Genomic DNA, 26,914 nt, shown 5'->3' on the forward strand with positions numbered 1-26,914 from the left:
TCTCCTTATTGCTAGCTGAAAGACTTCTTTTTCCCAAGAAACAGACCAATCCATAAGATAATAGAGAAGAGGAGAGGAAAGATTAGAGAATCTAGGTAATAGGATTGTAAACTGTGATAGGATAAACTAGAATTAAAGTTTTCGATGTTGATTAGAGAGAGGGGAGACAAAAGAAGAAACTTCCTGGAAGACGGGGAAGTCCATAGGGAGTGGAGTAAGAAATGGATAGAGACATAGGCTAGGACAAGGGAGAAGGAAAGCTTGGTGTCTTCTACTAATTCTCCCAAAAGAAGGAAGAGGAGAACAAAGCAAAGGGTTAGTGCAAGACCGTTACAAAGTTTATAGATAAAATACTGAAGATAGGTGACCTGGATGGGGAAGAGAAAAAACTCTCTAGAATTTTGAATGAAGAGGTACTGGCCATCTCTTCCATAAATAAAAAATACCAGGAGGGAAAAGAGGAAAACTCCACCGAGATAGGTGAAAAGACCAATTTCTAGACTATTCACGATGCGAGCTTCAAAGAGCTTTTCCTTCCCATAAAGAGTGGCTTCCACCAGGTCCTTAGTTTTGAGCCGGTCATCCTCCTTCATAACGGGAAGGAGAAGAAGGACCAAAGCTAGAAGGACTGCATAGAAAATTTTATTAAAATTTCGGAGAAGAACCTTCCAGCCTTCACAATAGCCAATGAGGATTTTGTCCAAATTTTTTATGGTATTATCCTGGTAGGTCTTTTTGATTAAGTCCATTCGGTAGTCAAAAAAATCCTGTGTTGAAGGCTTTTTCCCTTGGAGGAGGGCATCATTTAAGCTTTCAACAAATAAAAAGTCTTTAATAGCAACCTCCTCTTTTGCCAAATGTTCTTGGGGGAGTTTGTATTTACTTATTAATCGATTTGCTTCTTCATTGTCGTACCATTTTTGATCCATAAGATAGCGATATTCTGTCCCATCTGAAATTTCTACATGGAAGCTCCCTTGTAAGTATTGATTTTGTTCTTCCTTAATGAAATAAATGGAAGAAACCAATAAAAATAGACAGAGGGCCAAAAGATAGGAGAAGGGAAGAATCCTTCTTCGGTTGACTGTTAATAAATACTTCATTTTCCCTTCCCTCCTTTTAAGTAGTAGTGGTTCATGAAAGGTATGGCGAAGATTCGACTGATAGAAATGTAGACCAAGGATAAGAGAAAAGCTGTCAAAGTATAGGGAAAGACATGGTTTTTAAGAACTAAAAGCTTAGAAGGAGAAAAGTTGTAGCGGACAAAATTTTGCGGCGTAAAGAAGGCGAGGGTATTGGCCCAGGGCTGGGGAGAGGCCGCCCACTTATTCAGGTAAATTAAAATGAGAGTTAAAAGGACAAGAGACACCCTTGTATTGTGGAAAAACATGGAGACAAAAAGAATAATATTGACCATGACCAGGCTAGCAAAATACCCGGATAGGGCCTCTAGGAAAAAGCCCTGGCAGGTGGTGAGGTTAAAAATAGCTGGGCTGGAATAAAATTCTATCGAGGCATTGGCTCCGTGGAGGGAGTAAATCATCCAGTGATAGACCAGTAAAAAGCTTAGGTAAGCCAGATAGGTTAAACTGGCAAAAATTTCTCCTGCTCTTAGCTTTGCCAAGTAAAGACCAAAACGACCTTTTTTCGTGTGTAGGTCCATTTCAGTAAATCCCTGCTTATCATCAGATGAAGTTAGGGCAGAGAGGGCCAGGACTAAATAGATTAAAAACAGATAAAAAGTCATGTGGAGAAAGTCTCGCATATACCGCCAGCCTTCATTATAAGCATAGTAAAAAGGCCGTTTCACCTGACGCGCCTGGTGCAAGATACTTTGAACTTGGGCCTGGCTATAGGCATGGTCCGACCTATGAATCCAAGTGTTTATGGCTTTTAAACGGTCTTGATAAAAACCTTCAATCTCTTGGTCGCTCATCTGGATGGAAAAGTCTTGGATTCCATTACTAGTGGGAAAATTCAAACTTTCCGCGAGCCATTGAAAGGGGTAAACCAACTTTAAACCAAGGTCCTTTTCTTCAGACCGCCTGCCTTCAACAAAGTCTTTTTCTTTACTTTGCCTATAGAGAGAGCGAACTTTTTTCATTTGACTTTTAGTTAAAAAGCCATCGTATTTAATTCCTTCTTTTTTCAGTAAAGCCCAATAGGAAAGGCCAGATCCAAAGTTTTCTTCGTCTAAGACCATGTCTAGAGATTGACCATAGGGAAGCATCTTGGCCAAGCAAATTAGAAGAAATAGACAGGCAATGAGAAGATTATTCTTAGTAAAGATTTTTTTACATTCCAGTTTTGTTATAGCAAACATCGGTTTTCAGCTCCCTGTGTATACTTGTCTTAATGTAGTCGTCATTGTTTCCCTTTTTTCCAAGCTTTTCTTTTATTGAAGGGCCTTTTTTAAGTCATAGTAAGACCCGGCAAAGACTACTCTCCATTCTTTTTGTCCCTGGGGTTTGGCCAGGATGAGCTCATCATACTTGCCATCCAACCGTCTGGCTTCATAGGCAAAGAGTTCTTCGTTTTTAAGACCTTGGATTGGGCCCTTTCGTTTGTCTAAAGGAATGGAGCCAATTAAGTCAACTACTCGATAGTCTACAGTTTGCATAAAGACCAAATCTGCATTGTGGTCGTTCTCGTGACCGTCCTCTCTTGGAGGATAAACATCTGGTTTTGATTCAATATAATTTTCAGTCGCTTGATTTAAATCTGCAAACAAGCCTTCGGTCCTTTGAGAGTCTATAGGCCCTAAAACAATGTCTCCACCTCTTTTAACAGATCCGGCCCAACCTTCTTCTAACCAATCCTTTCTATTCTTTGCCCTTTGTTTGGCAATTTTTTTATCTGCAGCAATGTCTTCAAGACTTCGGCCGTCAGGATTTTCCGATTTTTGTCCTTGAGAATTTTCGGTTTTTGCTTGGTCTTGAACCAGGGAATAGGTGGATTCTTTTTTCAGATAGAGGGCAGAAGCTAGAATAATTAGGACCACGAGAAGGCCTAGGATTATTTTTTTACTTTTCATTAGAATACATCTCCTTTTTCTCTGATTATAGGGGAGAAACTCATCAAAAACAGTTAACTTTTGTCCGAAATCTTCCGAAAAAAAGAAGAAGGTCTTAGACACTTCTTCTTAAAAGGGGTCAATATAGCCAATTTCTCTGGCTTTTTGAACCATCTCCTGGTAATTTTTAACCTCTAACTTGCTGTAGATACGGTTTAAAAGAACAGCCAAGGAGGAGGTGGACATAAAAGACTCTTTAGCAACTTCTTTCCGAGATTTTCCTGAAGCATAGAGGCGGAGAATTTTTAGTTCTGTCTCTGTTAATTTTTCTGGAAGATGATTTTTAGGAGGGAAGTAGGTTTTATTTTCCAAGCAAACATTTCGAATTTTATTCAAAAGACTTTGGGCAGATTCTTCCTTGGAAATAAAACCAGAACAGCCAATTTCTTTTGCTTTTTCTTGGTAGTAATCCAGATTATAACCGGTTAAAATTAAAACCTTGCTTTCATATTCTCGGATTAAAGTTTCACTTAACTTTAGGCCATTTTCCCCCTTAGCTAAGCCATCTAAGTTAATATCAACGAGAAATAAATCATAGGCTTCTTCTTTTAATTTTTTTTTGAGCTCCTGCCTATTTTCTAGAATATCCACTTGGATTTCTCCGCTGGATTCTAAATCTGTCTTTAAATATTGGGCCAACATTTTATGATCTTCGATTAACATAATCTTCATGGATTCGCTCCTTTTTTATGGGGAGGTCTAGATAAAAAGCCAGGTAGCCTTCTTCTTGATTTTGGCCTTCCTTCATGGTAAAGTGACCTCCCAGTCGTTTGGTCTCAAAGGTCAATAACTTTAAACCTGTGCTAGATTTTTGACCGAAATTTTTGTCCAAATAATCCCCATAGTTCACCATGGACAAAAAAATTTGCTCTTGTTTTTCCTCGAGTTGGATTTCTGTATAGAATCCCTTGCCATGTTTAAAAAGATTGCTGACGAGTTCATAAAGAATTTTGTAGATAAAGCGGTCATAGGGACCAGGAAGGAGGAAATCATCAGGGCAAGTGAAGTCGATTAAAATGCCCTGGTTTTGATACTTGTCTTCCAAGTCCTTAATGAGCTGATAATAAGTGTTATTTAAACTTTCCCTGGGATTTAAGATAGGGTCATAAGCATTTAACTCTTGGCGAATTTTTTTGATATTGCTAGAGAGAATTGCTAGAATTTGTTCTTTTTCTTCAAAAGGCTGAGCTCTTTGGACTAATTTTTGCAAGAGGATGTTATCTTGCAGAATCATATCATGGAGAAAACGAGTATTTTTTTCGGCATAGAGTTGGGCATACTTATCTAGTAAGAGGTTTTCTTTGCTCTTGTCTAATAGACTGTCAATATCTTGCTGGCTGAGGTCTTGGTAATTGAAATAAGAAGAAATCATGACAAAAAATGCACTTAAGTAAAAAGCCAGGAAGAAGAGTTGGAAAAAATTACTTGGAAAGCCATTAACCATAAAAAGAATTAAGAAAAGAAGAAAGCAGACTTGGATCCATTTTTTTAAGGGAGAAGAGAAGTCTTTGAAGGATAAGTGGTAAGATTTTATTAGCAAATAAATTAAAACTCCTGCCAAAACGCTCATCATATAGAATTCCTCAAAATTATTTAAATAATTCCAAAAAGAGGAGAAATAAAAACTTCCTAATAAATAGAGGGCTAAGAAGCTAGAAGTTAAAATCATAAGTTGATAACTATAAAGCCCCCGATCGTCAATATCTTTTCTTTTGATGAGAAAAAAGAGGAGGGGAAATAAGCAAAGGAGAAAGTAAATCCATAGAAACAAAAAATTGACATCAAGAGAGGAGAAGTTTGATAAAAGAAAAATTATTAGGAAGAAGAGAACAGTTCCAAGGCGAAAGAAGTTAAAATGATATTGGCCTTCTAAAATAATATCCATATAGGAAAAAATAAGTTGAAAGATAAAAAAATACCGAAGAAGCAGAAGGTTGTTTAGGACATAAGAAACGAGGATGTCTTCTAAGATAAAATAAAGAGGAATCCATAGGAGGGTTGTACAAACCCTGTAAATATAGGTTTTCTCCCGCTCTTCTAAAAGAATGAAAAAAGAAATAAAAATTGTGAGGGAAAAAAAGCTGGATAGGATTAAGATGTGGGGATTACTGGATTCTTTTTTAACAAAGATTAAGTAAAACCAATATAGGGAAAATTGGGTGATAATATGAGCCCAAAGTAAGATTGGTTTTTTATAAGATAAAATTTGCTTCATGACTTCCTCCACATTTTACTTTTTCTTTATTCTTATCATACTGGATTAAAAAGAAAAATGCAGCTAACTTTTGTCTAGATTTATAGAAAGAATTTTTTATTTAAAGTCCTTATAACAATAGGAAGAAGAAGCTTCTTCCTATTGTTATAAGTTCAATATAAAGTAAAAATTTTTCTTATCGGACAATTTTTGCCGGTACTCCTACAGCTGTGTGGTCTGGGGGAATATCGGATAAAACCAGGGCACCGGCTCCAATTTTACACCGGTCCCCAATCTTTACAGGACCCAAGATAGTGGCCCCAGTCCCAACAAGGACGTCGTCGCCGATAGTAGGATGCCTCTTTTTTTCTTTTTCATTACCCGTTCCTCCCAGGGTGACATTGTGGTAGAGGTGGACCCGGTTGCCGATTTGGGCTGTTTCCCCAATCACCACCCCCATGCCGTGGTCGATAAATAAGTTTTCCCCAATAGAGGCCCCAGGATGGATTTCAATGCCTGTTCTTTTTCGGGCTCTTTGGGAAATCCACCGGGCTAGGAGGGGATGGTCCTTTTGGTAAAAATAGTGGGCAATCCGGTGAGCAACCATGGCCCGGACAACGGGGTAGAGAAAGATGGCTTCAAAGACGCTCTTACAAGCTGGGTCCAGGTCATAGATAAAGTCTCCGTAGCGTCTAAGCCTTTTCAAATAGGAAATCATAATTCCACAAGGTCTGTGGACAGGTAGCGTTCCCCAGTATCAGCTAAGACCGTAACCACGGGACCATCCACTTCTTCTAAGAGCTTCAGAGCTCCCACCACATTGGCCCCAGAAGAAATTCCCACAAAGAGGCCTTCTTCTTTGGCCAGTCTTTGGGCCATATCCAGGGCTTCTTGCCCCTTAACAGTAACTACCTTGTCCAGGAGGTCTTGGTCTAGGATGGAGGGAACAAAGTTGGCCCCAATCCCTTGAATTTTATGGCTGCCACTTTTTCCCTGGGTCAGGAGGGGAGATTCAGCAGGTTCTAAACCCCAAACCTGGATGGAGGGGTCTTGGCCCTTGAGGACCTTGCCCACTCCTGTCACAGTACCCCCCGTACCAATTCCGGCTACAAAACCCCGGATGTCAGGAACTTGGTCCAAGATTTCAGGTCCAGTATGGAGGATATGGGCTTGGACATTTAGGGGGTTGTCAAATTGTCCGGGCATATAGTAACGGTCATCCTGGGCCATTTCTTGGGCCTTTTCCAAGGCAGCCTTCATACCCCCATCTCCGGTCAGGATAATCTTGGCCCCATAGGCTGCCATGAGCTTACGGCGTTCTATACTCATGGACCGGGGCATGACCAGGTTGACCTGGTAACCCAAGACCTTACCAATAAGGGCCAGGGCAATACCCATGTTGCCTGAAGTGGGCTCCACAATTTCCATTCCGGGCTTTAAGAGACCCTCTTCAATGGCCCCTTGGATCATTTGGTAGGCTGGCCGGTCCTTAATGGATCCAGCAGGGTTGGATTTTTCCACCTTGACAAAAATTCTTCCTCCCCCGATTGTTTGGAGTTGGACAAGGGGGGTCTTTCCGATGGTATTTAAAATTTTGGTCATATTAACCTTCCTTTCTAAAATAAAAAAGGAATGTAGGCCAGCTACATTCCACACTTTTTAAACGATACAATAGATCGGCCCATGCAAAAGAGTTCTATGAAATTTTCATAGAACAACAAAGGCTTATCTTTTGATTTTTCACTTGGATAGAAAAAAGAATCATCATAGCCTCCTAGCTTTGCACAGGTAAAACCGAATCAGTCTATTTTCTACCCAAGAGCTAGACTTTAAAAACATTTTTTTAGAAAAAAGGAAAGAATTTTTAAAAAAGCGCCCTAAGAAGGCCAGGACTTCATATGAAAAAGAAAAATGAAATCTAAAAAATAATTTATACTACACCTTTTCTATGCTATAATAGGGAAATAAGGAGGCCTGGATGAAAGAATTATATAAAGAGCTAAAAGCCTATGGCAAGATCAGGGTGGGCATCGTGGGATGCGGCCTAATGGGAAGCCATCTTTTGGCCCAACTCAACAAGCTTGACCATTTCATCCCTGTAGCCATTGCAAGTCGGAGGATTGAATCCATCCAAAAGGCTTGCCAGGAGGCGGGGATTGACCAAGCCGGAATCAAAATCTGCCATGACCTGGAAGAAGCAAAAAAATACATAGCCCATGGCTATCTCGTTGCCACCACAGACAACCAACTCCTAACTGACCTGGACCTGGATTGCCTGGTCGATGCAACGGGCAACACTGTAGCTGGGGCTGAAATTAGCCTGGCTGCCTTGAAAAAGGGCATCCACCTGGTGTCTTTAAATGTGGAAATGGATGTCTTAATTGGCCCTTATTTAAGGAAGATTGCCCGAGAAAACAGGGTGGTCTACACCGGGACCTATGGTGATGAACCGGGATCTATTCAGGAGCTCTACGAGTTTTGTAGCTTTGTAGGCCTGGAAGTCATTGCCCTGGGTAAGGGGAAAAACAACCCCCTGAACCGTCATGTGACCCAGGAAGAAGTAAGGGAAGAAGCCTTGGAAAAAGGCCTGTCTCCCCGGATGTTGACGTCCTTTGTAGATGGGACCAACACCATGATTGAACTCAACTGTGTCTGTAATGCAACGGGATTTTTACCCGATATAGATGGCTGTCACGGTCTCAAGGCCAATCCGGAAAACCTGGTGGACTTTTTTGGACCGGATAAAAAAATCAAAAAAACCGGCGTTGTGGACTTTGTCCATGGCATGGCTCCAGGAGTTTTTGCCATTGTCAAGGGCCAAGATGCCATGATGGACAAGGAACTCCAGTTTTTAAAGATGGGCAAGGGACCCTATTATACTATCTTCAGGCCCTACCACTTAACCAGTATTGAAACCCCCATCTCCATTGCCAAGGCTGTTATAAGACAGGAGGAAAGTCTCCTATCTACAGACCTTGTGGCTCAAACCGTAGCCCTGGCCAAAAGGGACTTAGACCCCGGCCAAAGCCTGGGTGGAATTGGGTCCAACCAGGTCTATGGACTTTTAACTTCAGCCAGCCGGGCCCAGGAGGAAAACCTGGTTCCCATAGGTCTTTTAACAGAAAAGGCCCATCTCAAGGACAAGGTCTCTAAAGACCAGCCCTTGACCTTTGACCAAGTAGAGCTTGAGGACACCTTGCTCTACAGGATCCACCAAGAAATGTAATTGTCTTTGACAAAGAGAAAAAAATACATTAGAATGAGAGGGTGACTATGAGAATCACATTAGAAATTGACTATGCCTTTCGGATTGTAGCCCACCTGGCTGAAAGACCAGGACAAGTTGTCGGGGCACCTGTGATAGCAGAAGAGGAATGTATTCCTGATCGCTTTACCCTGCGAATTCTTCGCAAACTAAACCTGGCGGGAATTACAGGAGCCAAGAGAGGGGCCAATGGAGGCTACTATCTAGCCAAGGATCGGGAAGAAGTAACCCTGTATGATATTATCCTAGCTGTGGATGGTCCCATTGAAATCAACCGTTGCCTAATGGAGGAAAATTCTTTCTGCTCCAGGCGGGAAAAGGGCCATGAAATCTGCGATTGCCCCTTCCATAACAAGCTTGGAGAAATTCAAGATGATGTGGTAGGAGCCTTTAAGGAACAAAAAATTGTAGATTTTTTAAGAACCGACAGGCCTAATAAAACAAATAACCTTGAAGAGAAGGCTGTAGACAAATCTTAATCTAGAGAGTTGGGACTAGGTGGAAGCCCGATATTAAGATGTCTATGGGATCAGCTCTGAGTTTTGGCTAGGAAATGAGCCAACAGTTGTCCCCTGTTATAGGACCTAGAGTGCAGGAAACTGTAGTAGGGTGGTACCGCGGATATTTCGTCCCTAAGCGCAAGCTTAGGGGCTTTTTTTTATAGTAAAAAGGAGGAGACATGGAAAAATTTGCACCCTTAAGTAAAAAACCAGTTGTTGAAAGAGAGAAGGAAGTAGCGGATTATTGGGATAAAATTGACCTTTTAGACCGGTCTGTAGATAGTCGGGAGGGCTGTGAGCCCTTTATCTTTTATGAAGGCCCCCCAACAGCCAATGGTCGCCCAGGGATCCACCACGTCATGGCCCGGACCCTCAAGGACCTAACCTGTCGCTACAAGACTATGCAGGGTTTTCAAGTCCGGAGAAAGGCCGGCTGGGACACCCATGGTTTACCGGTAGAAATTGAAGTAGAAAAGAAGTTGGGTCTCCACGACAAAAAAGACATTGAAACCTATGGCGTGGAAGCCTTTAACAAAAAGTGCCGGGAGTCCGTCTTTGAATACGAGTCCCTTTGGCGGCAAATGACCAAGGAAATGGGCTACCTCATTGACCTGGACGACCCCTACATCACCCTGGACAATGACTATATCGAAACAGTCTGGTGGATCCTAAACAAGATGTATGAAGACGGCCTGGTCTATGAAGGCCACAAGATCCTGCCCTATTGCCCTCGCTGTGGAACTGGCCTGGCCTCCCACGAAGTGGCCCAAGGCTATGAGGAAATTTCCACCAAAACCGTGACAGTAAAATTCAAGAAATCCGATGAAGATGCCTACTTCCTGGCCTGGACCACAACTCCCTGGACCCTGCCTTCCAACGTGGCACTAACAGTCAACCCCCAAGTAACCTATGCCAAGGTCAAGGTAGAGGACACGGTCTACTACCTGGCCAAGAACCTCATCTCCAATGTCTTTGGAGATGCCCAAGTAGAAATTTTAGAAGAATTCAAGGGCCAAGACATGGAATATTGGGAATACGACCAATTGCTTCCCTTTATCAAACCCGACAAAAAGGCCTTTTTCATTACAGTAGCCGACTATGTAACCATTGAAGACGGAACCGGGATTGTTCACTCTGCTCCAGCTTTTGGGGAAGATGACTACCAAACCGGCCGTCGCTACAACCTGCCCATGATCAAGCCTGTAGATGAGGAAGGAAAGTTCACGGACACCCCCTGGAAGGGGACCTTTGTCATTGATGCTGACCCAGATGTGCTCTACTATTTGAAAGAGCACGGCCTTATGTTCAAGTCCCAAAAGATGAAGCACAACTACCCCCACTGCTGGCGCTGTCATACTCCCTTGATCTACTATGCTCACCCCTCCTGGTATGTGGAAGTAACCAAATTCAAGGACAAGCTGGTAGAAAACAATAAAAAAGTCAACTGGTATCCAGACTTTGTGGGTGAAAAACGCTTTGGCAACTGGCTGGAAAACCTAAATGACTGGGCTATTTCCCGGTCCCGGTATTGGGGAACCCCATTGCCCATCTGGCGGTGTGAAGACTGTGGAGAAACCACTTCTGTAGGCTCTCGCCAAGAATTGGCAGACCGGGCCATTGAAGACATCGATCCATCCATTGAACTCCACCGTCCCTATGTAGATGACGTCCACCTAAAATGTAAATGTGGTGGTCGCATGACCCGGGGAAGTGACGTTGTGGATGTTTGGTTCGATTCAGGAGCCATGCCCTTTGCCCAATGGCACTATCCCTTTGAGCACAAAGAAGACTTCTTCGAAAAGAAATTCCCAGCAGATTTCATCAATGAAGGAATTGACCAAACCCGGGGTTGGTTCTACTCCCTTTTGGCCATCTCCACCTATATCACCGGAGAAAGCCCCTATAAAAATGTCCTGGTTAACGACCTGATCCTGGACAAGGACGGCAAGAAGATGAGTAAGAGCCGGGGCAATACCGTAGACCCCTTCAAGCTCTTTGACCAATACGGGGCCGATGTGGTCCGTTGGTATTTAATGTATGTATCTCCCCCATGGTCTCCCACCAAGTTTGATGAAGATGGCCTGAGAGATACAGAGTCCAAGTTCTTCCGGGGATTGAAAAATATCTACCACTTCTTCAGTCTCTATGCCAACACTTCTGGCATACAAATGGAAGATTTAGGGCTGGAAGGAAAGGACCTGACAGAAATTGACCTTTGGCTCCTATCTAAATACAACCACTTGGTAGCTGAAGTCGTAGAAAACATGGAAAAATTTGAACTCACCAAGGTCGTTCGGATGATCCAAGACTTTGTTGTGGAAGACTTCTCCAACTGGTATATCCGAAGAAACCGTCGTCGTTTCTGGAAGTCCGATGCAGATGGGGACTTAAAAGCCGTCTTTGCCACCACCTATGCCGTACTTTTAGGTGTGGTAAAACTCTGTGCTCCCTTTATCCCCTTCCTGACAGAAGAACTCTACCAAGAACTCACTGGCAAGGAATCTGTCCACCTGGACCACTATCCCAAGGCAGACCCCAGCTACTATCGTGATGACTTAGAAGAACAAATGGACCTGGTTCGTAACCTGGTAACCCTGGGCCGGGCCAGTCGTGAAAATGCCGGTATCAAGGTTCGTCAACCCCTATCTGAAGTCCTGGTAGACGGAAAATACAAGGACATCATTGGCGACCTAACTGACCTCATTGAAGAAGAACTAAACGTCAAGGAAGTTCACTATGAACACGACCTTAGCCAATTTATGAACTATGAATTAAAACCCAACTTCCCAGTCGCTGGACCCAAGCTTGGGAAAAATATCCGGGCCTTCCAAAACTACCTGGCAGAAGCCAAGGCCAAGGACCTGGTGGACCAATTAGACCAAGGGCCTGTAAGTGTGACCCTGGATGGCCAAGACTACTCCATTGAAAAAGACGACATCCTGGTCCGGATCCACTCCAAGGAAGGCTTTGATGTCAGCATGGAAAACAACCTCTTTGTCATCTTGGACACAGAATTAAGTCCAGACCTGATCTTGGAAGGGGATATGCGGGAATTTGTCTCCAAGGTCCAACAAATGCGTAAGGCAAAAGACCTGGATGTTGCTGACCACATCCACCTGACCTATGACGGAGACCCAGACATCTTAAAGGCCATTGACCACTACAAGGACTTTGTCAAAAAAGAAGTCCTGGCCGACAGCCTGACCCAAGACAAGTTGGATGGGGAAGCCATTTCTCTAAATGGCAAGGACACCTATATCCAAATTAAAAAGGCATAAAATTTGAAGATCTATATCGTCCGCCACGGACAGACCCAATGGAATACCGAAAGTAGGATGCAGGGAGCCTTGGATTCCCCCTTGACCCAGGAGGGGATCCAGGCAGCCCATGCCCTAAAGGAAAAAATAAAAGACCTAGACCTAGATGCCATCTACACCTCCCCCCAAGGCCGAGCCCTGACTACGGCTCAAATTTTAAGGGGAGACCGGGACCTGGACCTGGTCCAAGACTCGGACCTGAGAGAATTATCCGTTAAGATGTGGGAGGGTCGGGTCTTCGATGAGGTGAAAAGAACCAACCCCCAAGAGCTCCACCTTTATTTAAAGGAGCCCCAAAACTACCACCCTCCTGGGGAGGAAAACTACTATGACCTTATGGACAGGGCCCGGGGCTTTTTAGACCGGCTCAAGGCCCAGGACCACCAAAGCGTCCTGGTGGTCAGTCATGGAGTTACCATCAACGCCCTGTTAAATGTCATGGAAGACCGACCGGTGAAAGACTTTTGGCTAAAGCCTCTGGTTCTGGGAACGGAGCTTTCCCTGGCCCAAGAGGAGGACGGGGTCTACCAAGTGATTTACAGGGCCGGCCCGGTGAATGATGTGACCTATTAGAACTAGTATAGACTTGAAAATTTATTTAAAATAAAAAAGCTTCCCAGAGAAGAGCTTTACTTCTTCTCTGGGAAGCTTTTTTGTGGAAAAATTTGATAGATTTTAGCCTTGGCTGGCCACTTCCACAATCTTTTTATCCGGGTTCATGTAAAAATTACACATGCCCTTGGGGGTCATTTCCTTGTCATAGATGCCCAAACGGACGTATTCTTCCGGTGTCTTATTCATGGGCATAATGAAATAATGGTGGTTCTTGAACTGGATGGAATTTACCTTGGCGGCTTCATAGCCGTAGCTTTCGCCATTGCCTAAGAGGGGCTTGTAGTAAAGTTTGTAGCTGGCTGGTTGCTTTTTCTCCTGCATGACAATTTGGTCTTGGCTGATGGTTAAATCTGCATGGAGGACATCGGCCAAATGGCGAAGGGAGAGGTAGTCTTGGCCTTGGAATTGTTTCGAAGCCAGGCCCTTGTTCCCTCCATCCATGAAAGCAAAGTTAATGCCGTCACATTGAAAGCAGTCGCCATAGTTCCAGATTTCGATCCCCTTCATGGTGTCCCAAAGGACAGGTACTTTTTCTTCATATTCGTTGGGCTTGTTTACATAGGACCATCCCATACCCTTGGCAAAGTCCCTAGCGGGAACCATGGTTTGGCCCTTAAAGGCCTTGGTCTTAATGTTAAAACTCCGGTCTCTGAAACGCAGGGTCATTTCTCCAAGGGCCTTCTTGGGGCTATAGCCTTGGCCAATGGCCACAGTCTTGTTGTCTGGGTCCCAGGTTACCTTTTCGCCGAAGTTTTCCGAAATGAAACGGATAGGGACTAGGGTCCGGTTCTTCACAACCAGGGGACTTACATCCATGGAGATGGCTTTCTTTCCACCATTTTCTAAAATATAGGCTGTCTTGCTGCCCAGTTTTAAGTCCAAGGCCCGGGCACCTTGGATGATGCGGATACTTTGGTCCTCTGGCCGCCAATTGACATCGCAACCCAAGTTTTCACTGACCAGGCGTAGGGGCACCAGGGTCCGGTTATTTACAATCATAGGGGATACGTCGCCGTGGATATAGCTTCCCTTAATGAAGAGACGGATTTGGTCACTGGCAAAGGCCCTGGTTGGGACCAGTAAAATTGCAGCCAGGAGAAAGATCCAGGCCATGCGTGTTTTTTTCAAGAGTCATCATCCTTTCTATTTTTTCCTTTCAACTTGGCTTCATTATAGTATGGTAGAGGGGAAAAAGCAACGGCAAAGACTAGCCATCTAGGAAGAGGCATAGAAAAACAAGGATTTATGGGAAAGGATAGAAACATTTTCTTAGCCTGACTTCAAGCAAATAAATTTTCCCAAACAGGCCCTTGGTCTCCAGGGGCTTTTTTAGAATTCCTCCTAATGATTTACAAGGGGAAAATCCTATGGTATAATGAGGACATAAAAACGTTATCATATGTTAGGAGGAATCAATTTTGAAGGTTTATACAACAGAAAATGTACGCAACTTAGCCCTAGTAGGCCATAGCGGCAGTGGAAAGACAAACTTAACCGAAGCCATGCTTTTCCAATCCGGTGCCATTCAAAAGATTGGCCATGTGGATGAAAAAAATACAATGTCCGACTTTTCAAAAGAAGAAAGAGAAAGAGGATCGTCCATTGGTACAAGTATTATTCCCATTGAATGGCGGAATAAGAAACTCAACATTATTGATACTCCAGGGACCATCGACTTTATTGGAGAAGCCCAAGGAGCCCTTAGGGCCAGTGAAGCAGTCCTGATGATTATTGATGCCACAGCCGGAGTCCAAGTAGGCAGCGAAAGAATGTGGAAGTACACAGAAAAAATAGGCCTACCCCGAATTATTTTTGTCAATAAAATCGACGGAGAAAATGTCAACTTCAGAACTCTCATGGAAGAGTTAGAAGATAAATTCGGTAAAAAGGTCATTCCCTTTTCCGTTCCCATTGGGGAAGGAGAAGACTTTGTAGGAGTAACAGACGTTATCTTCCAAAAAGGCTACAAGTACACCAAGGGTGCTCCTGAAGATGCCCCCCTAAACCACGACCAAGTCAAGGCCACAGAACGGATGTATGAAGAAATCGCCGAAGTCGTAGCCGGAGCCGATGAAGTTTTGATGGAAAAATACTTTTCCGGAGAAAAATTCACCCGGGAAGACCTCTTACGGGGCGTAACAGAAGCCCTAATCGCTGGAGATGCTGTCCCCCTCTTGGTAGGATCTGCTGAAAAAGGCATCGGGATTGACATCCTCTTAAATACCATCATCAACTACATGCCAGCCCCCAACCATGACCAAGCCCATATTGGCTTCCGTTATGAATCTGGGGAAGAACGCAAGGTATCCCCAGACGAACCCTATTCCGCTGTGGTCTTTAAAACAGTAACAGACCCCTTTGTTGGAAAAATTTCCATCTTCAAGGTCCTGTCCGGTAAGATCACCAAAGACACAGCCCTCTACAATGCCAATGAAGAAAGCCCAGAAAAAATGGGTGGCCTCTATATTATGCGGGGTAAGGAACAAATGGCTGTAGATGAAATCTACGCCGGAGACATTGGAGCTACCACAAAATTGGCCCATACTCTAACAGGCCACACCCTTTGTGACAAGGCCCATCCTGTCCTCTACAAGATGATGAAACAACCATCTCCTGTTATCTACTACGCGATTGAACCCGAATCCAAGGGAGACGAAGAAAAAATTTCCACCTCCCTCCACCGCCTCCAAGAAGAAGACCCCTCCTTTGTTATTGAACGGAACCCTGAAACCAAGCAATTAACCATTGGAGGTCAAGGAAGCGTCCAATTGGATGTCATCTTGGAAAAATTAAAAAATACCTTTGGCGTTGCCACCAAGAAGGTTCCCTTTATCATTCCCTATCGTGAAACCATCAAGGGCAAGACCGAAGTCCAAGGAAAGCACAAGAAACAATCCGGTGGTGCCGGCCAATACGGAGACGTTTGGATCCGCTTTGAACCCTGTGATGAACACTTTATCTTTGATGAAGAAGTCTTTGGTGGAGCCGTTCCTAAAAACTACTTCCCAGCCGTAGAAAAAGGACTGGAAGAAGCCATGGAACACGGAATCCTGGCAGGCTTCCCCATGACTGGAGTCAAGGCCACCCTTTACGATGGGTCCTACCATGATGTAGACTCCAACGAAATGTCCTTTAAACTGGCAGCAGCCCTGGCCTACCGTAAGGGAATTGAAGATGCCAAACCCATCCTTCTAGAACCCATTATGAAGGCAGAAGTGTCCATTCCTGATGAATACCTGGGAGATGTTATGGGAGATATGAACAAGCGCCGCGGCCGGATCCTAGGTATGGACCAAAAAGCTGACGGAACCCAAGTTCTCATAGCCGAAGCCCCCCAAGCAGAAATGTATGAATACGCTATAGACCTCAGGGCCATGACCCAAGGTCGGGGATCTTTCACCGTAGAATATGCCCGTTACGAAGAAGTACCCAAGGAAATTGCAGAAAAAATTATTGCAGACCACAAGGCAGAATAAGTCAGTAAAATAAGAATGAAGAATCGGAACTAGAAATTCTAGTTCCGATTTTTTGATTTATATAGGAAAGAAGCAAAGTAAAAAACTTTCATATTCATCCCTTAATCTAAAAAAGAAAATCCCAGCAATTGTCCATGCCAAGGGCCTGTGTTAGAATAGAGAAAGAGGTGACCTTGTGAATCCAAAATATGCCAACTATCTCATTTTAGCCAATGATTTTTTAGAAAAAAACCAACTTCAAAAGGCCAAGAGGGCCTTTGAAAAATCTTTAAATTTTGCCCAGACTAAAAAGGAAGAAGTGGACAGCCTGTTTGAACTGGCAGATCTGGCCCTCCAGCTGGATGACCCGGCTGGAGCCCAGGACCTTTTTCATCAGATTCTAAGTCTGGAAAACCACCCAGGAGCCTACTACGGCCTGGCCATTAGTGGGGAGAGTCTGGGCCAGGACAAGGACCAAATTATTCAAAACTACCGGGAGGCCATCCGTCTGGACCCCTCCTATACCAAGGCTTATTTTTACCTGGCCCATGTCTATTTTGATCTAAAGGACTATGCCAAGGCCCAAGACCTCTTTCTTCGTTGCCTGGACTTGGAGCCGGAGGACTTTGTCTGCTACAATGACCTGGGCAGCCTCTATGAAGAGCAAAAGGACTACCAAAAGGCCCGGTCCTATTTTTTAAAGTCCCTGGACCTGTGTCCCAGCTATGCCCGGGCCCTCTACAATATGGGGGTGGTGGAAAACCGCCTGGGCCGGCCCCAAGAGGCCCTGGTCTATTATGAAAAGAGCCTGGAGGAATACTCCCATCCCTATACCTATTTAAATATGTCGGCCATCTACTTCGCCTTGAAAGAGGACCAAGAGGCCAAAAAAATCCTCCTGCGAGGCTTGACCCACCACCAGGACAGTGTCAACCTCCACTACAACCTGGCCTGTGCCTATGTCCACCTAAAAGACCCGGCCCAGGCCCTGGAGGAATTAAAAAAAGCCATAAAAATTAACCCCCATGCCCAAGACTGGGCCAGGACGGATATAGACTTAAAAGAACTTGTAAAGGAGCTATAGATGATTATTATAAAAACACCCCAACAAATCGAAAAAATGCACCAAGCTGGCCGGCTCTTGGCCAGCGTCCATAGGGAATTGAGAAAGCAAATCCAACCCGGAGTCAAGACCATTGAATTGGACGAATTCGTGGAAGACTACCTGGTCCAAAGAGGGGCCTACCCGGAACAAAAGGGCTACGAAGGCTTTCCCTATAGCATCTGTGCCAGCGTCAACGACGAAATTTGCCATGGCTTTCCCAGCAAGAGGACCCTGGAAAACGGAGACATCATCACAGTGGACATGGTGGTCCGGATTGGGGACTGGCTGGCAGATTCTGCCTGGTCCTACCGGGTAGGGGAGGTCTCTCCTGAAGCCGATAACCTTCTAAAGGTCACCAAGGCCTGCCTCTATGAGGGAATCAAAGAGGCCCAAGTGGGTAACCGCCTGGGAGATATTGGCCATGCCATCCAAAGCTATGCCGAATCTCGGGGCTACAGCGTGGTTCGAGAATTTATAGGCCACGGCATCGGCCAAGACATGCACGAAGACCCCCAAGTCCTCCACTATGGCAAGGCAGGTCGGGGTCTAAGGATCCAAGAGGGCATGGTCTTTACTATTGAACCCATGATCAACATCGGCAAACCAGACCTAACCATGGACGACAATGGCTGGACTGCTCGGACCCGGGATGGGTCCCTAAGTGCCCAATACGAGCACACCCTGGCCATTACCAAGGACGGGCCCATTATCCTGACAGACCAGGGGGATGGGGATGAGTAAGTCCATCAACCTCCTGGAGGGATCCATTAGCCGGGGACTCTTGAGACTTTCCCTGCCCCTGATGGCTTCTTCCCTAATCGGTATTGCCTACACCATTACCGATGCCATGTGGCTGGGCCGTTTGAGCACCCAGGCCGTGTCCTCTGTAGGGACCACCCACTTTTATGTTTGGATGCTCCAAGCCATCGCCCTGATTGCTTCGGTGGGGATTAGCGTGGGCCTGTCCCAGGCCTATGGCAGCAAAAACCAAGAAGAGGCAAGACGAGTTATGAAGGCCGGCCTGGCCGTTTGTCTGGGCCTATGCCTCCTGGCCAGCCTGGGCCTCTTTTTAGCCAGCGACCCCATTATCTCCATCTATAAACTTTCAGCCAAGGCCCACCAGGATGCCGTGGGCTACTTAAAAATTGTCAGCTTGGGGACCATCTTCATCTTTATGACCCCTTTCTTAACGGCCAGTTTTTACGCCCGGGGAGACAGTCTGACCCCCTTTAAGATTTCCATCCTGGCCCTGGTCTTTAACATCGTCTTTGACCCCATCCTCATCTTTGGCTGGGGGCCCTTTCCCCGGCTAGAGGTAGCTGGAGCGGCCATTGCTTCCGTCTTGGCCCAATGCCTGGCCGTCCTCTTGCTCCTCTACGCTTCCTACATCAGCAAGGGCGTCCTCTTCCAAATTAAGAAAACCACCCCCCTGGACCCCCACCATATCAAGGACATCTTCAGCCTGGGAATCCCGGCCTGTATCCACTCCTTGATCCATGCCTTTGTGGGAATGGTCCTGGTGAGTTATGTTTCGGGCTACGGCCAAACCTTTATCGCAGTCTATACCATCGGGTCCCAGCTGGAGAGCCTGGCTTGGATGAGTGCCGAGGGCTTTTCCCAAGCCATGACCACCTTTATGGGGCAAAACTATGGGGCCAAGAAATTCCACCGCCTCCACAGGGGCTACCTAACAGGCATGACCATTGTAGGAAGCTTCGGCCTAGCCTCCACCCTACTCCTCTTTTTCGGCCGGCAAAACCTCTTTAGCCTCTTTTTGCCCAAGGACCTGGAAACTGCCTACTATGGAGGCCAGTACCTGGTGATTTTGTCCTTTTCTCAAATCTTTATGACCCTGGAAATCGGTACAGCCGGAGCCTTAAACGGCCTGGCCTTGACCAAGTACCCAGCCATCATTGCCACAGTCTTTAACCTCTTTCGGATTCCCCTGGCCCTGGTCTTGATGCCAGCCTTTGGAGTCAACGGAATTTGGGTTGCCATGAGTGTCTCCAGTATTCTCAAGGGGATTTTTCACGTGGCCATTTATTTTTACTTTCAAAAACAAACTGACCACTTTTCCAAAAATATGGGTAAGTATGTCAGTAGAATTGCTCAGGAGGGAGAATTATGACCTTAAAACAACTTGCACAAAAAACTGACGGCGAAAAAATTGCCGTATTTGAAACAGACCTAGGCCGGATTAAATTCCGCCTCTTCCCAGAAGCAGCCCCCAAGGCTGTGGAAAACTTTATTGGCCACATCCAAGAAGGCTACTATGACGGCATCCTCTTTCATAGGGTTATTGACGGCTTTATGATCCAAGGGGGAGACCCTACGGGAACAGGCATGGGAGGAGAATCCATTTGGGGTAAACCCTTTGAAGATGAATTCCACACCGACTACCGAAACTTTCGGGGAGCCCTGTCCATGGCCAATGCCGGTCCCAGGACCAATGGCAGTCAATTTTTCATCGTCCAAGGATCTGCTATTGACCCCCATATCATTCGGCAAATGAGGGCCCTGGGTTCAGAAGGGGGCTATCCAGACCAAGTGGTGGAAGCCTATGAAAACCTAGGTGGCGCTTACTGGCTAGATGGCAAACACACTGTCTTTGGCCAAGTTTTGGAAGGCATGGACGTGGTGGATGACATTGCTGCTGCCTCTGTTGATGCCCAAAACCGGCCCATGAAGGAAATAAAAATTAAAAAAGCCTATATGGAAGACTAAAAAGAGACCCAGCTGGGTCTCCTTTTTACTTTTGAGCCAATAGTGGATAGGCTTGATATAGATTAAAAGATGTGGTAAAATAAGAAAAAAGACAGATAGTTAGGACTTAAAGGACAAAGATGGTCAAAGGGTGATCTTATGGCAAAACTTACCAATTCAATAGAAGAATATATAATCAAGCTTTTAGAAAGTAGTGACGGGATTGTGGAAATTCAACGAAGCCTTTTGGCGGAGCATTTTTCCTGTGCTCCCTCGCAAATCAACTATGTTTTAACCACTCGTTTTACCCCCTACAAGGGCTACTTTGTAGAATCCAGACGGGGTGGTGGAGGCTATATCCGGATTGTGGAAGTAGACATGACGGATGATTTTTCCCTCTATGCCAAGGAAGTAGAAGATGGGATTACCGTCCTCCGGTCGAAAGATATTTTACGGTCCCTATATAACCAGGGGCATATTTCTCTCAGGGAAAGGCAAATTCTAGACCTGGCCCTGTCCGATGCCTCCCTCCAAGGGGCCCAAGACAAGAACAAGGTCCGGGGAGATATTTTAAAAAATATCCTCCTCCTGGTTTTCAATAAGGAGGTTTAACATGTTGTGTCAACATTGCCAGAAAAAACCTGCAGTGCTATCCTACCTGGTTAGCATGGGCAACCAACAAAAAGAACTCCAGCTCTGCCAAGACTGCCTGGAAGAACTCATGAAAGAAGACCTGGGCATCAGCAAGATCGTGGATGAAGGACTGGGAGGAGTCCTTTCAGCCATGCTGGAGATGATGATCCAAGACTCCGGGGAAGAAGCCCATGGCAAGGAATGCCCCCACTGCCACACCACTTGGAAGGACTTCAAAGACACTGGCCTTTTGGGCTGCAGCCAATGCTACCAGACCTTTGGCCCGGACCTCAATAGGATTATCAAGCAATTTCACGGCCAAGACCACCACCAAGGGGAAATCCCCCAAGCCTTCCAGGAAGAAGTCTACCGAGACCGGCAGATTATGGACCTCAAGGCCCAGTTGGACCAGGCCGTCCAAGAAGAAAACTACGAAAAAGCAGCAGACTTAAGAGACCAAATCAATGGCTTAAAGGAGCAGGCCCATGAATCCAATTAAAGACGATTCCACCCACATCATCCTCACCAGCCGGATCCGCCTAGCCCGAAACCTAAAGGACTACCCCTTTACCGAGGCCCTGGACCCAGACCAAGAGGAAGAAATTACAAAAAAAGTCCACGCTGCCATTGACAGCTGGCCTGAAACCTATACCTTTTACCCCCTAAAGCAAGTTTCCCTCTTGTCCCGGCTCCACTTTGTTGAACAACAGTGGATTAGCCCTGGCATGATGGAGAGAACCCAGGGAGCCTCCTTCTTTTTAAGAGAGGACAAGGAAGTCTCCGTTATGGTCTTGGAAGAAGACCACTTGAGACTCCAAGCCATCCTGCCGGGATTGGCCCTGGAAGAAGCCTATTCCAAGCTCTTGGAGGTAGAAAAGGCCCTGGACCAGGACCTGGACTTTGCCTATGACCGCCAATACGGCTACCTAACCGCCTGCCCCACCAATGTGGGTACCGGCCTTAGGGCCAGCGTCATGGTCCACCTGCCAGCCCTGGAAATCAGTGGCCTGAAAAGCCTCAACAAAAGCCTGGCCAAGATGGGCCTAGTCCTAAGAGGCTTCCATGGTGAGGGGTCCAAGTCCGTAGGAGGGATCTACCAGGTTAGCAATGAACAAACCCTGGGCTTTACCGAAAAAGACTATATCCACCGCCTGGAAAAGGCCGTTTTAGAAATAGTTTCCATGGAAGAAGCCAAGAGAAAAGAACTCTACTTCCAAGAAAAAATTAAATTAGAAGACAAGGTCTGCCGGTCCTTTGGGATCCTCCGCAATGCTCGCATCCTTTCCTATGAAGAAATGTGCGACTGCCTGTCCATGATCCGACTGGGCATCGACCTGTCCATTATCAAGCAAGAAAACCAATTAGATATATACGAAACCATGTTTCGCCTGCAAAACGCCAGTCTGCAAATTCAAAAGCAGGCCCGGCTGGACCAAGAATCCAGAGATATCCACCGGGCAGGCCTCTGTCGGCGAATGATGAAGGAGGGATTTTAATGGGAATGTACGGACGATTTACAGAAAAAAGTCAAGCCATGATCATCCGAGCCCAAGAAGAAGCCAAGAGCCAAGGCCATAACTATGTAGGCTCAGAACACTTAATTTTATCCATGTTAAAGGACCCGACCCAAGGAGCCGGAGCCCTTTTGGCCCAAGTGGGCCTGGACTATGAGTCCTTTAAAAAAGTAATCTTAGACCTCATACCCCAGGAAATGACCCCAGCCCCAACAGCCAACTACACCCCAAGAACCAAGCGAATTTTCGAAATTGCCTTTGAAATCGCCCGGTCCTTTGGCCAAGGCTACGTGTCCACAGAACACATCCTCCTGGCCATCTTAAGCGAAGGCAAAGGGGTAGCCGTCCTGGCCATGCGGAACATGGGCATCGACCCCAACCAATTGGAAAAATCCATCTACCAAGGCATCCAAACCATGATGGGCCAAGGACAAGCCCCCCAAGGCGAAAAACAAGAAGGAGAAGAATCCTACCTGGAAAAATTCGCCAGCAACCTGGTAGACGTGGCTAAAAAGGGCAAAATTGACCCCGTTATTGGCCGGGAAGAAGAAATTCAACGCATCATCCAGGTCCTGAGCCGGCGACGGAAAAACAACCCCGTCCTCATCGGAGAACCCGGAGTAGGAAAGACCGCCATCGTAGAAGGCCTGGCCCAAAGAATGGCCACCGGCAATGTCCCAGAAATCATCAAGGGGCAAAAAATCTACTCGGTAGACCTGTCGGCCATGCTGGCTGGAGCCCGTTACCGAGGCGACTTCGAAGAACGCCTCAAGGGCCTCTTGGAAGAAGTCCAAGAAGAAAAAGACGCCATCCTCTTTATTGACGAACTCCATGTCGTCATGGGAGCCGGCGCCAGCGAAGGAGCCATGGACGCATCCAACATCCTAAAACCCGCCCTGACCCGGGGAGACCTGCAAATGATCGGGGCCACCACCATAGATGAATACCGCCGCTACATCGAGCAAGACACCGCCTTTGAACGGCGCCTCATGCCCATCTATGTTGACGAGCCTACAGAAGAAGACTCCATCACCATCATCCAGGGCTTGAGAGATAAGTACGAAGCCCATCATGGAGTGAAAATCACAGACCAAGCCATTGAAGCCGCAGTGGAATTAACCCACCGCTACATCAACGACCGCTTCCTGCCCGACAAGGCCATTGACGTCATTGACGAAGCCGCTTCCAAGCTCAGAGTCCACTCCATGGTCAGCCCCTCTTCCATCCAAGACCTGGAAAAGAAGCTGGAAAAATATAAAAACGAAAAACAAGCAGCCGTCGATGCCCAAGACTTCGAAGCCGCTGCCAAACTCAGAGACCAAGAAAAAACAGCCAAGGCCCAATTAGACCAAGAAAAAGACCTTTGGGACAAGGAAAGCAAAAAGAGCAAGATGGTAGTAGACCAAGAAGAAATCGCTGAAATTGTCGCCGACTGGTCCGGTGTTCCCATAACCAAAATCAGCCAGGAACAATCCAAGGAACTCATTGACCTGGAAGCCAACATCAACAAGGTCGTCAAGGGCCAAGAAGCCGCCGTCAAGGCCATAGCCAAGTCCGTCAAAAGAGCCCGGGTAGGCCTGAAAGACCCCGAAAAACCCATTGGGTCCTTCCTCTTTGTAGGCCCTACTGGCGTGGGTAAGACCTTCCTGGCCAAGCAACTGGCCAAGGAACTCTTCGGGTCTCAAGACGCCATGCTCCGTTTTGACATGAGTGAATACATGGAAAAACACAGCGTCAGCCGTCTGGTAGGGTCCCCTCCAGGCTATGTAGGCTATGACGAAGGAGGCCAATTAACCGAACAAGTCCGGACCAAGCCCTATTCCGTCCTACTTTTTGACGAAATCGAAAAAGCCCATCCCGACGTCTTTAACCTCCTCCTCCAACTCCTAGACGACGGCCGCCTGACAGACGGCCAAGGCCGGACCGTAGACTTTAAAAACACCGTCGTCATCATGACCTCCAATGCCGGGTCCGCCTATTTGAAAAAACAAAACACCATCGGCTTCGGCCTGGGCCAAGAAGGCCAAGAAGACCACGAAAAAATGACCCAGACCATCCAGGAAGAATTGAAAAAACTCTTCCGGCCCGAATTCCTCAACCGGATTGACGAAGTCATCGTCTTTAACAAACTGGGTCAAAAAGAAGTCCAAAGCATCGTAGAAAGACTCCTAGAAGAACTTAAGGACCGTCTGGAAGACGTGGGAACCCGGGTAGACTTCGACCAAAGCCTGGCCCCCTTTATCGCCGAAAAAGGCTACGACCCCCAATACGGCGCCAGACCCCTGGAAAGGTCCCTGCGAAAACTCGTAGAAGAACCCTTAACCGATAAAATCCTAGAATCCAACCAAGACCAAGACCGGACCTTCCATATCAGCGTCCAAGGTCAAGAAATCCAAATCCAAGAGGGAAAAGATGAAGAAAGTCAAGAGCCAGTACAAGTGTAAAGAATGCGGCTATACCAGCATAGGCTACCTGGGCCGGTGTCCATCCTGTGGAGAGTGGAACAGCTTCGAAGAAGAAATCCAAGAAGACCAGGCCCCCCAAGGCCCCGGTAAGGCCAAGGCCAAACCAGCCCGGGCCAAAAAACTCCAAGAGAGCAAGGTCAGCACCACCAGCCGCTATAAAACCCAAATCCAAGAATTCAACCGCGTCCTGGGAGGAGGAGTCGTTCGCGACTCCATCAGCATCCTGACAGCCAAACCCGGCGCCGGCAAGTCCACCTTGCTCCTGCAAGTCTCCAGCGACTTCGCCCAAGCCGGTCTCAAGGTCCTCTATGCCAGTGGAGAAGAATCCAGCTCCCAAATCTACCAAAGAGCCCAAAGAATCCTAAAAGAAATCCCCGAAAACATCTGGGTCACCTCCACCAACTCCCTGGAACAAGTCCTAGCAGACGTGGCAGAAATCGACCCCGACCTCATTATCCTAGACTCCATCCAAACCTTCCAAAGCCAAGACTACACCTCCAGACCCGGCACCCCTACCCAGACCATGGCCTGCGCCAACCAGATGCTGGAATTGGCCAAGGGAAAAAGACCCCGGATGGTCTTTATGGTAGGCCAGATGACCAAGGAAGACGAATTGGCCGGAGTCCGGTCCCTAGAACACCTGGTAGACACCGTCCTGGTCATAGAAGGCGACTCCAGCGACCCCCTAAGAACCCTCTACACCAGCAAAAACCGCTTCGGGTCCACAGGAGAAATGGGCTTCTTTTCCATGGAAGAAGACGGCCTCCAATCCATCGACAACCCCTCCGCCTACTTTATGACCAAAAGAGATCCTGGAGAAGAAGTCCCCGGGTCCGCCTTAACCGTCCTAAGAGAAGGCACCAGACCCATCGTGGTGGAAGTCGAAGCCCTGGTGAGCCGGAGCTTCACCCCCTATCCCTTACGGATTGGCGAATGCGTCCGGAAAGAACACCTCCAAACCCTGATCTCCATCCTGGAAGAAAGAGGAAAACAACGCCTCACCGATAAAAACGTCGTCGTCAAAACCACAGGCAACATCCCCTTGAGAGAAACCGCCGCCAACCTGGCCCTGATCATGAGCGTCTACTCCAGCTTGAAAAACACCCCCATCCCAGCCAATACCATCTTCCTGGCCGATGTGGGCCTTACCGGCGAACTCAAACCCATCCCCAACCTGGAAGCCAGAATCCAAGAAGCCAGCCGTATGGGCTTCGACCAAATCTACACCCCACCCCTCCAGGAAAAACTTAAGAAAAAATATAAGACCAAAAGTCTAAGGACTCTGGGAGAAGTATTGGCAGAGTTTTAATGACCTAACCCGATGAGGCCGAGCAAAGCGAAGGCCGAATCGTAGGTAGGTTCACAGACAATTGCAGCCAAATTAAAAATTTGGGCAATTGGTTGCATAAGACCTACTAAGGCTCCTTCGTCGCCAAGTTAGGTCTGGAAGAGGTCGCGGCGTTTCAAATCTTTGATTTGTCAGCAAGCGACCATCCCTGCTATAGATAAGATACTAAGCTAACCCGAAATCTTTGATTTCCTAAATGTAGGGGCGGCCCTTGAAGCCCTAGCCCGAAATCTTTGATTTCGTGGCAGGTCTCATGCCAAGATTTCCTGCGAAAGCTTTGCTTGAGCAGCTAGAAATCGACAGTGATCGCCCGTTCTGCAATCCGGAACATATTTATATAGGGTAAATTTATATTTACACCATCCCCAATATTCACCCTTTCCTTCTATTCTTGGGGAAGGAAGTAGGGCGTCTTGATTCGCCCTATCCTTCCCCAAACCCCTACCTCTCACCCCAACGCACTGGAGGAAGCAAAAAATTTGAGATTCTAAAAATTTTGAACTCGCTACGCTCAGACAGCAAAATTTTCTTAACGAATCTCAAATTTTTTGGCCTCATTTTAAATAATCGGATTGCGACATTTTCGGGTAATTTGTAGGGGCGACCTGGTGTCGCCCGTGTTAGTGGGCAGAATATATAGATATATGAGAAACATGTTCATGAAGTTTGTTGACCTTGTGTATATAAATCCTGTTTTGCAAATGGGCTGGATAGGCCAGCCCCTACA

Annotated in this window: 22 protein-coding genes; 14 read left to right on the forward strand and 8 right to left on the reverse strand. The window is 46.4% G+C overall.

What is annotated here, in order from left to right; genetic code table 11:
- Positions 1-11: 11 nt before the first annotated feature.
- The 7 genes from CS898_RS04925 to cysK form a co-directional block, all read right to left on the reverse strand.
- The gene (locus CS898_RS04925) at positions 12-1,103 is read right to left on the reverse strand and encodes a hypothetical protein (protein ID WP_009430702.1); all 1,092 of its coding nucleotides are present in this window, start codon (positions 1,101-1,103) and stop codon (positions 12-14) included.
- Entirely contained in the window at positions 1,100-2,323 is a 1,224-nt protein-coding gene (locus CS898_RS04930; RefSeq protein ID WP_009430197.1) for a hypothetical protein, read from the reverse strand. The genes CS898_RS04925 and CS898_RS04930 overlap by 4 nt, the downstream gene beginning before the upstream one ends.
- Before the next feature lie 72 nt (positions 2,324-2,395).
- Positions 2,396-3,034 (reverse strand): hypothetical protein, encoded by a 639-nt coding sequence (locus CS898_RS04935; protein WP_099208321.1) that lies wholly within the window; start codon positions 3,032-3,034, stop codon positions 2,396-2,398.
- A 108-nt stretch (positions 3,035-3,142) separates the two neighbouring features.
- Positions 3,143-3,745 carry a response regulator transcription factor gene (locus CS898_RS04940; protein ID WP_099208322.1) on the reverse strand — a complete coding sequence of 201 codons (603 nt, stop codon included), beginning with the start codon at positions 3,743-3,745 and terminating at the stop codon, positions 3,143-3,145.
- Positions 3,717-5,288, reverse strand: coding sequence for a sensor histidine kinase (locus tag CS898_RS04945; RefSeq protein WP_099208323.1), 1,572 nt, complete (start codon positions 5,286-5,288; stop codon positions 3,717-3,719). Before CS898_RS04945 ends, CS898_RS04940 begins: the two co-directional genes overlap by 29 nt.
- Positions 5,289-5,463: 175 nt before the next feature.
- Positions 5,464-5,985 carry a serine O-acetyltransferase EpsC gene (gene epsC, locus CS898_RS04950; RefSeq protein WP_099208324.1) on the reverse strand — a complete coding sequence of 174 codons (522 nt, stop codon included), beginning with the start codon at positions 5,983-5,985 and terminating at the stop codon, positions 5,464-5,466.
- Positions 5,982-6,869, reverse strand: coding sequence for a cysteine synthase A (cysK, locus tag CS898_RS04955; RefSeq protein ID WP_099208325.1), 888 nt, complete (start codon positions 6,867-6,869; stop codon positions 5,982-5,984). The genes epsC and cysK overlap by 4 nt, the downstream gene beginning before the upstream one ends.
- Before the next feature lie 376 nt (positions 6,870-7,245).
- Here cysK and CS898_RS04960 point away from each other — a divergent pair, with 376 nt between their 5' ends.
- The 4 genes from CS898_RS04960 to CS898_RS04975 all read left to right on the forward strand — a co-directional run bounded on the left by CS898_RS04960 (position 7,246) and on the right by CS898_RS04975 (position 12,922).
- Positions 7,246-8,493 (forward strand): NAD(P)H-dependent oxidoreductase, encoded by a 1,248-nt coding sequence (locus CS898_RS04960; RefSeq protein WP_099208326.1) that lies wholly within the window; start codon positions 7,246-7,248, stop codon positions 8,491-8,493.
- Between the two features lie 47 nt (positions 8,494-8,540).
- Positions 8,541-9,011 carry an RrF2 family transcriptional regulator gene (locus CS898_RS04965; RefSeq protein ID WP_099208327.1) on the forward strand — a complete coding sequence of 157 codons (471 nt, stop codon included), beginning with the start codon at positions 8,541-8,543 and terminating at the stop codon, positions 9,009-9,011.
- A 200-nt stretch (positions 9,012-9,211) separates the two neighbouring features.
- The gene (gene ileS / locus CS898_RS04970; protein WP_099208328.1) at positions 9,212-12,310 is read left to right on the forward strand and encodes an isoleucine--tRNA ligase; all 3,099 of its coding nucleotides are present in this window, start codon (positions 9,212-9,214) and stop codon (positions 12,308-12,310) included.
- A 3-nt stretch (positions 12,311-12,313) separates the two neighbouring features.
- On the forward strand, positions 12,314-12,922 hold the full coding sequence (locus CS898_RS04975) for a histidine phosphatase family protein (RefSeq protein ID WP_009431074.1): 609 nt from the start codon (positions 12,314-12,316) through the stop codon (positions 12,920-12,922).
- Between the two features lie 102 nt (positions 12,923-13,024).
- Here CS898_RS04975 and CS898_RS04980 read toward each other — a convergent pair whose 3' ends face one another.
- A complete protein-coding gene (locus CS898_RS04980; RefSeq protein ID WP_009430764.1) occupies positions 13,025-14,092 on the reverse strand; it encodes a copper amine oxidase N-terminal domain-containing protein in 1,068 nt (355 codons plus the stop codon).
- A gap of 290 nt (positions 14,093-14,382) precedes the next feature.
- Here CS898_RS04980 and fusA point away from each other — a divergent pair, with 290 nt between their 5' ends.
- The 10 genes from fusA to radA all read left to right on the forward strand — a co-directional run bounded on the left by fusA (position 14,383) and on the right by radA (position 26,148).
- On the forward strand, positions 14,383-16,440 hold the full coding sequence (gene fusA / locus CS898_RS04985) for an elongation factor G (RefSeq protein WP_009431396.1): 2,058 nt from the start codon (positions 14,383-14,385) through the stop codon (positions 16,438-16,440).
- Positions 16,441-16,615: 175 nt separating this feature from the next.
- Entirely contained in the window at positions 16,616-17,503 is an 888-nt protein-coding gene (locus CS898_RS04990) for a tetratricopeptide repeat protein (protein WP_099208329.1), read from the forward strand.
- A complete protein-coding gene (gene map, locus CS898_RS04995) occupies positions 17,504-18,265 on the forward strand; it encodes a type I methionyl aminopeptidase (protein ID WP_009430100.1) in 762 nt (253 codons plus the stop codon).
- A complete protein-coding gene (locus tag CS898_RS05000) occupies positions 18,258-19,652 on the forward strand; it encodes an MATE family efflux transporter (RefSeq protein ID WP_099208330.1) in 1,395 nt (464 codons plus the stop codon). The genes map and CS898_RS05000 overlap by 8 nt, the downstream gene beginning before the upstream one ends.
- Entirely contained in the window at positions 19,649-20,248 is a 600-nt protein-coding gene (locus tag CS898_RS05005) for a peptidylprolyl isomerase (RefSeq protein ID WP_099208331.1), read from the forward strand. The genes CS898_RS05000 and CS898_RS05005 overlap by 4 nt, the downstream gene beginning before the upstream one ends.
- A 138-nt stretch (positions 20,249-20,386) precedes the next feature.
- Entirely contained in the window at positions 20,387-20,839 is a 453-nt protein-coding gene (locus CS898_RS05010) for a CtsR family transcriptional regulator (protein WP_009431937.1), read from the forward strand.
- A 1-nt stretch (position 20,840) separates the two neighbouring features.
- The gene (locus CS898_RS05015) at positions 20,841-21,359 is read left to right on the forward strand and encodes a UvrB/UvrC motif-containing protein (protein WP_099208332.1); all 519 of its coding nucleotides are present in this window, start codon (positions 20,841-20,843) and stop codon (positions 21,357-21,359) included.
- Positions 21,346-22,356, forward strand: coding sequence for an ATP--guanido phosphotransferase (locus CS898_RS05020; RefSeq protein ID WP_099208333.1), 1,011 nt, complete (start codon positions 21,346-21,348; stop codon positions 22,354-22,356). The genes CS898_RS05015 and CS898_RS05020 overlap by 14 nt, the downstream gene beginning before the upstream one ends.
- Complete coding sequence (locus CS898_RS05025) at positions 22,356-24,818, forward strand: ATP-dependent Clp protease ATP-binding subunit (RefSeq protein ID WP_099208334.1); 2,463 nt, start codon at positions 22,356-22,358, stop codon at positions 24,816-24,818. The genes CS898_RS05020 and CS898_RS05025 overlap by 1 nt, the downstream gene beginning before the upstream one ends.
- The gene (gene radA / locus CS898_RS05030; RefSeq protein WP_099208335.1) at positions 24,787-26,148 is read left to right on the forward strand and encodes a DNA repair protein RadA; all 1,362 of its coding nucleotides are present in this window, start codon (positions 24,787-24,789) and stop codon (positions 26,146-26,148) included. The genes CS898_RS05025 and radA overlap by 32 nt, the downstream gene beginning before the upstream one ends.
- The last annotated feature ends 766 nt before the right edge of the window (positions 26,149-26,914 follow it).

Origin of the sequence: Urinicoccus timonensis (assembly GCF_900232945.1) — a bacterium.
Lineage (GTDB): Bacteria > Bacillota > Clostridia > Tissierellales > Peptoniphilaceae > Urinicoccus > Urinicoccus timonensis.

Excerpts from the sequence above, each read along its gene's own strand:
- CS898_RS05005 (WP_099208331.1), top strand. The coding sequence starts at position 19,649 with ATGACCTTAAAACAACTTGCACAAAAAACTGACGGCGAAAAAATTGCC.
- cysK (WP_099208325.1), bottom strand. The coding sequence starts at position 6,869 with ATGACCAAAATTTTAAATACCATCGGAAAGACCCCCCTTGTCCAACTC.
- ileS (WP_099208328.1), top strand. The coding sequence starts at position 9,212 with ATGGAAAAATTTGCACCCTTAAGTAAAAAACCAGTTGTTGAAAGAGAG.
- CS898_RS04965 (WP_099208327.1), top strand. The coding sequence starts at position 8,541 with ATGAGAATCACATTAGAAATTGACTATGCCTTTCGGATTGTAGCCCAC.
- CS898_RS05010 (WP_009431937.1), top strand. The coding sequence starts at position 20,387 with ATGGCAAAACTTACCAATTCAATAGAAGAATATATAATCAAGCTTTTA.
- CS898_RS05000 (WP_099208330.1), top strand. The coding sequence starts at position 18,258 with ATGAGTAAGTCCATCAACCTCCTGGAGGGATCCATTAGCCGGGGACTC.
- CS898_RS04945 (WP_099208323.1), bottom strand. The coding sequence starts at position 5,288 with ATGAAGCAAATTTTATCTTATAAAAAACCAATCTTACTTTGGGCTCAT.
- radA (WP_099208335.1), top strand. The coding sequence starts at position 24,787 with ATGAAGAAAGTCAAGAGCCAGTACAAGTGTAAAGAATGCGGCTATACC.
- CS898_RS04940 (WP_099208322.1), bottom strand. The coding sequence starts at position 3,745 with ATGAAGATTATGTTAATCGAAGATCATAAAATGTTGGCCCAATATTTA.
- map (WP_009430100.1), top strand. The coding sequence starts at position 17,504 with ATGATTATTATAAAAACACCCCAACAAATCGAAAAAATGCACCAAGCT.
- CS898_RS04960 (WP_099208326.1), top strand. The coding sequence starts at position 7,246 with ATGAAAGAATTATATAAAGAGCTAAAAGCCTATGGCAAGATCAGGGTG.
- epsC (WP_099208324.1), bottom strand. The coding sequence starts at position 5,985 with ATGATTTCCTATTTGAAAAGGCTTAGACGCTACGGAGACTTTATCTAT.
- CS898_RS04925 (WP_009430702.1), bottom strand. The coding sequence starts at position 1,103 with ATGAAGTATTTATTAACAGTCAACCGAAGAAGGATTCTTCCCTTCTCC.
- CS898_RS04935 (WP_099208321.1), bottom strand. The coding sequence starts at position 3,034 with ATGAAAAGTAAAAAAATAATCCTAGGCCTTCTCGTGGTCCTAATTATT.
- CS898_RS05025 (WP_099208334.1), top strand. The coding sequence starts at position 22,356 with ATGGGAATGTACGGACGATTTACAGAAAAAAGTCAAGCCATGATCATC.
- CS898_RS05020 (WP_099208333.1), top strand. The coding sequence starts at position 21,346 with ATGAATCCAATTAAAGACGATTCCACCCACATCATCCTCACCAGCCGG.
- CS898_RS04930 (WP_009430197.1), bottom strand. The coding sequence starts at position 2,323 with ATGTTTGCTATAACAAAACTGGAATGTAAAAAAATCTTTACTAAGAAT.
- CS898_RS05015 (WP_099208332.1), top strand. The coding sequence starts at position 20,841 with ATGTTGTGTCAACATTGCCAGAAAAAACCTGCAGTGCTATCCTACCTG.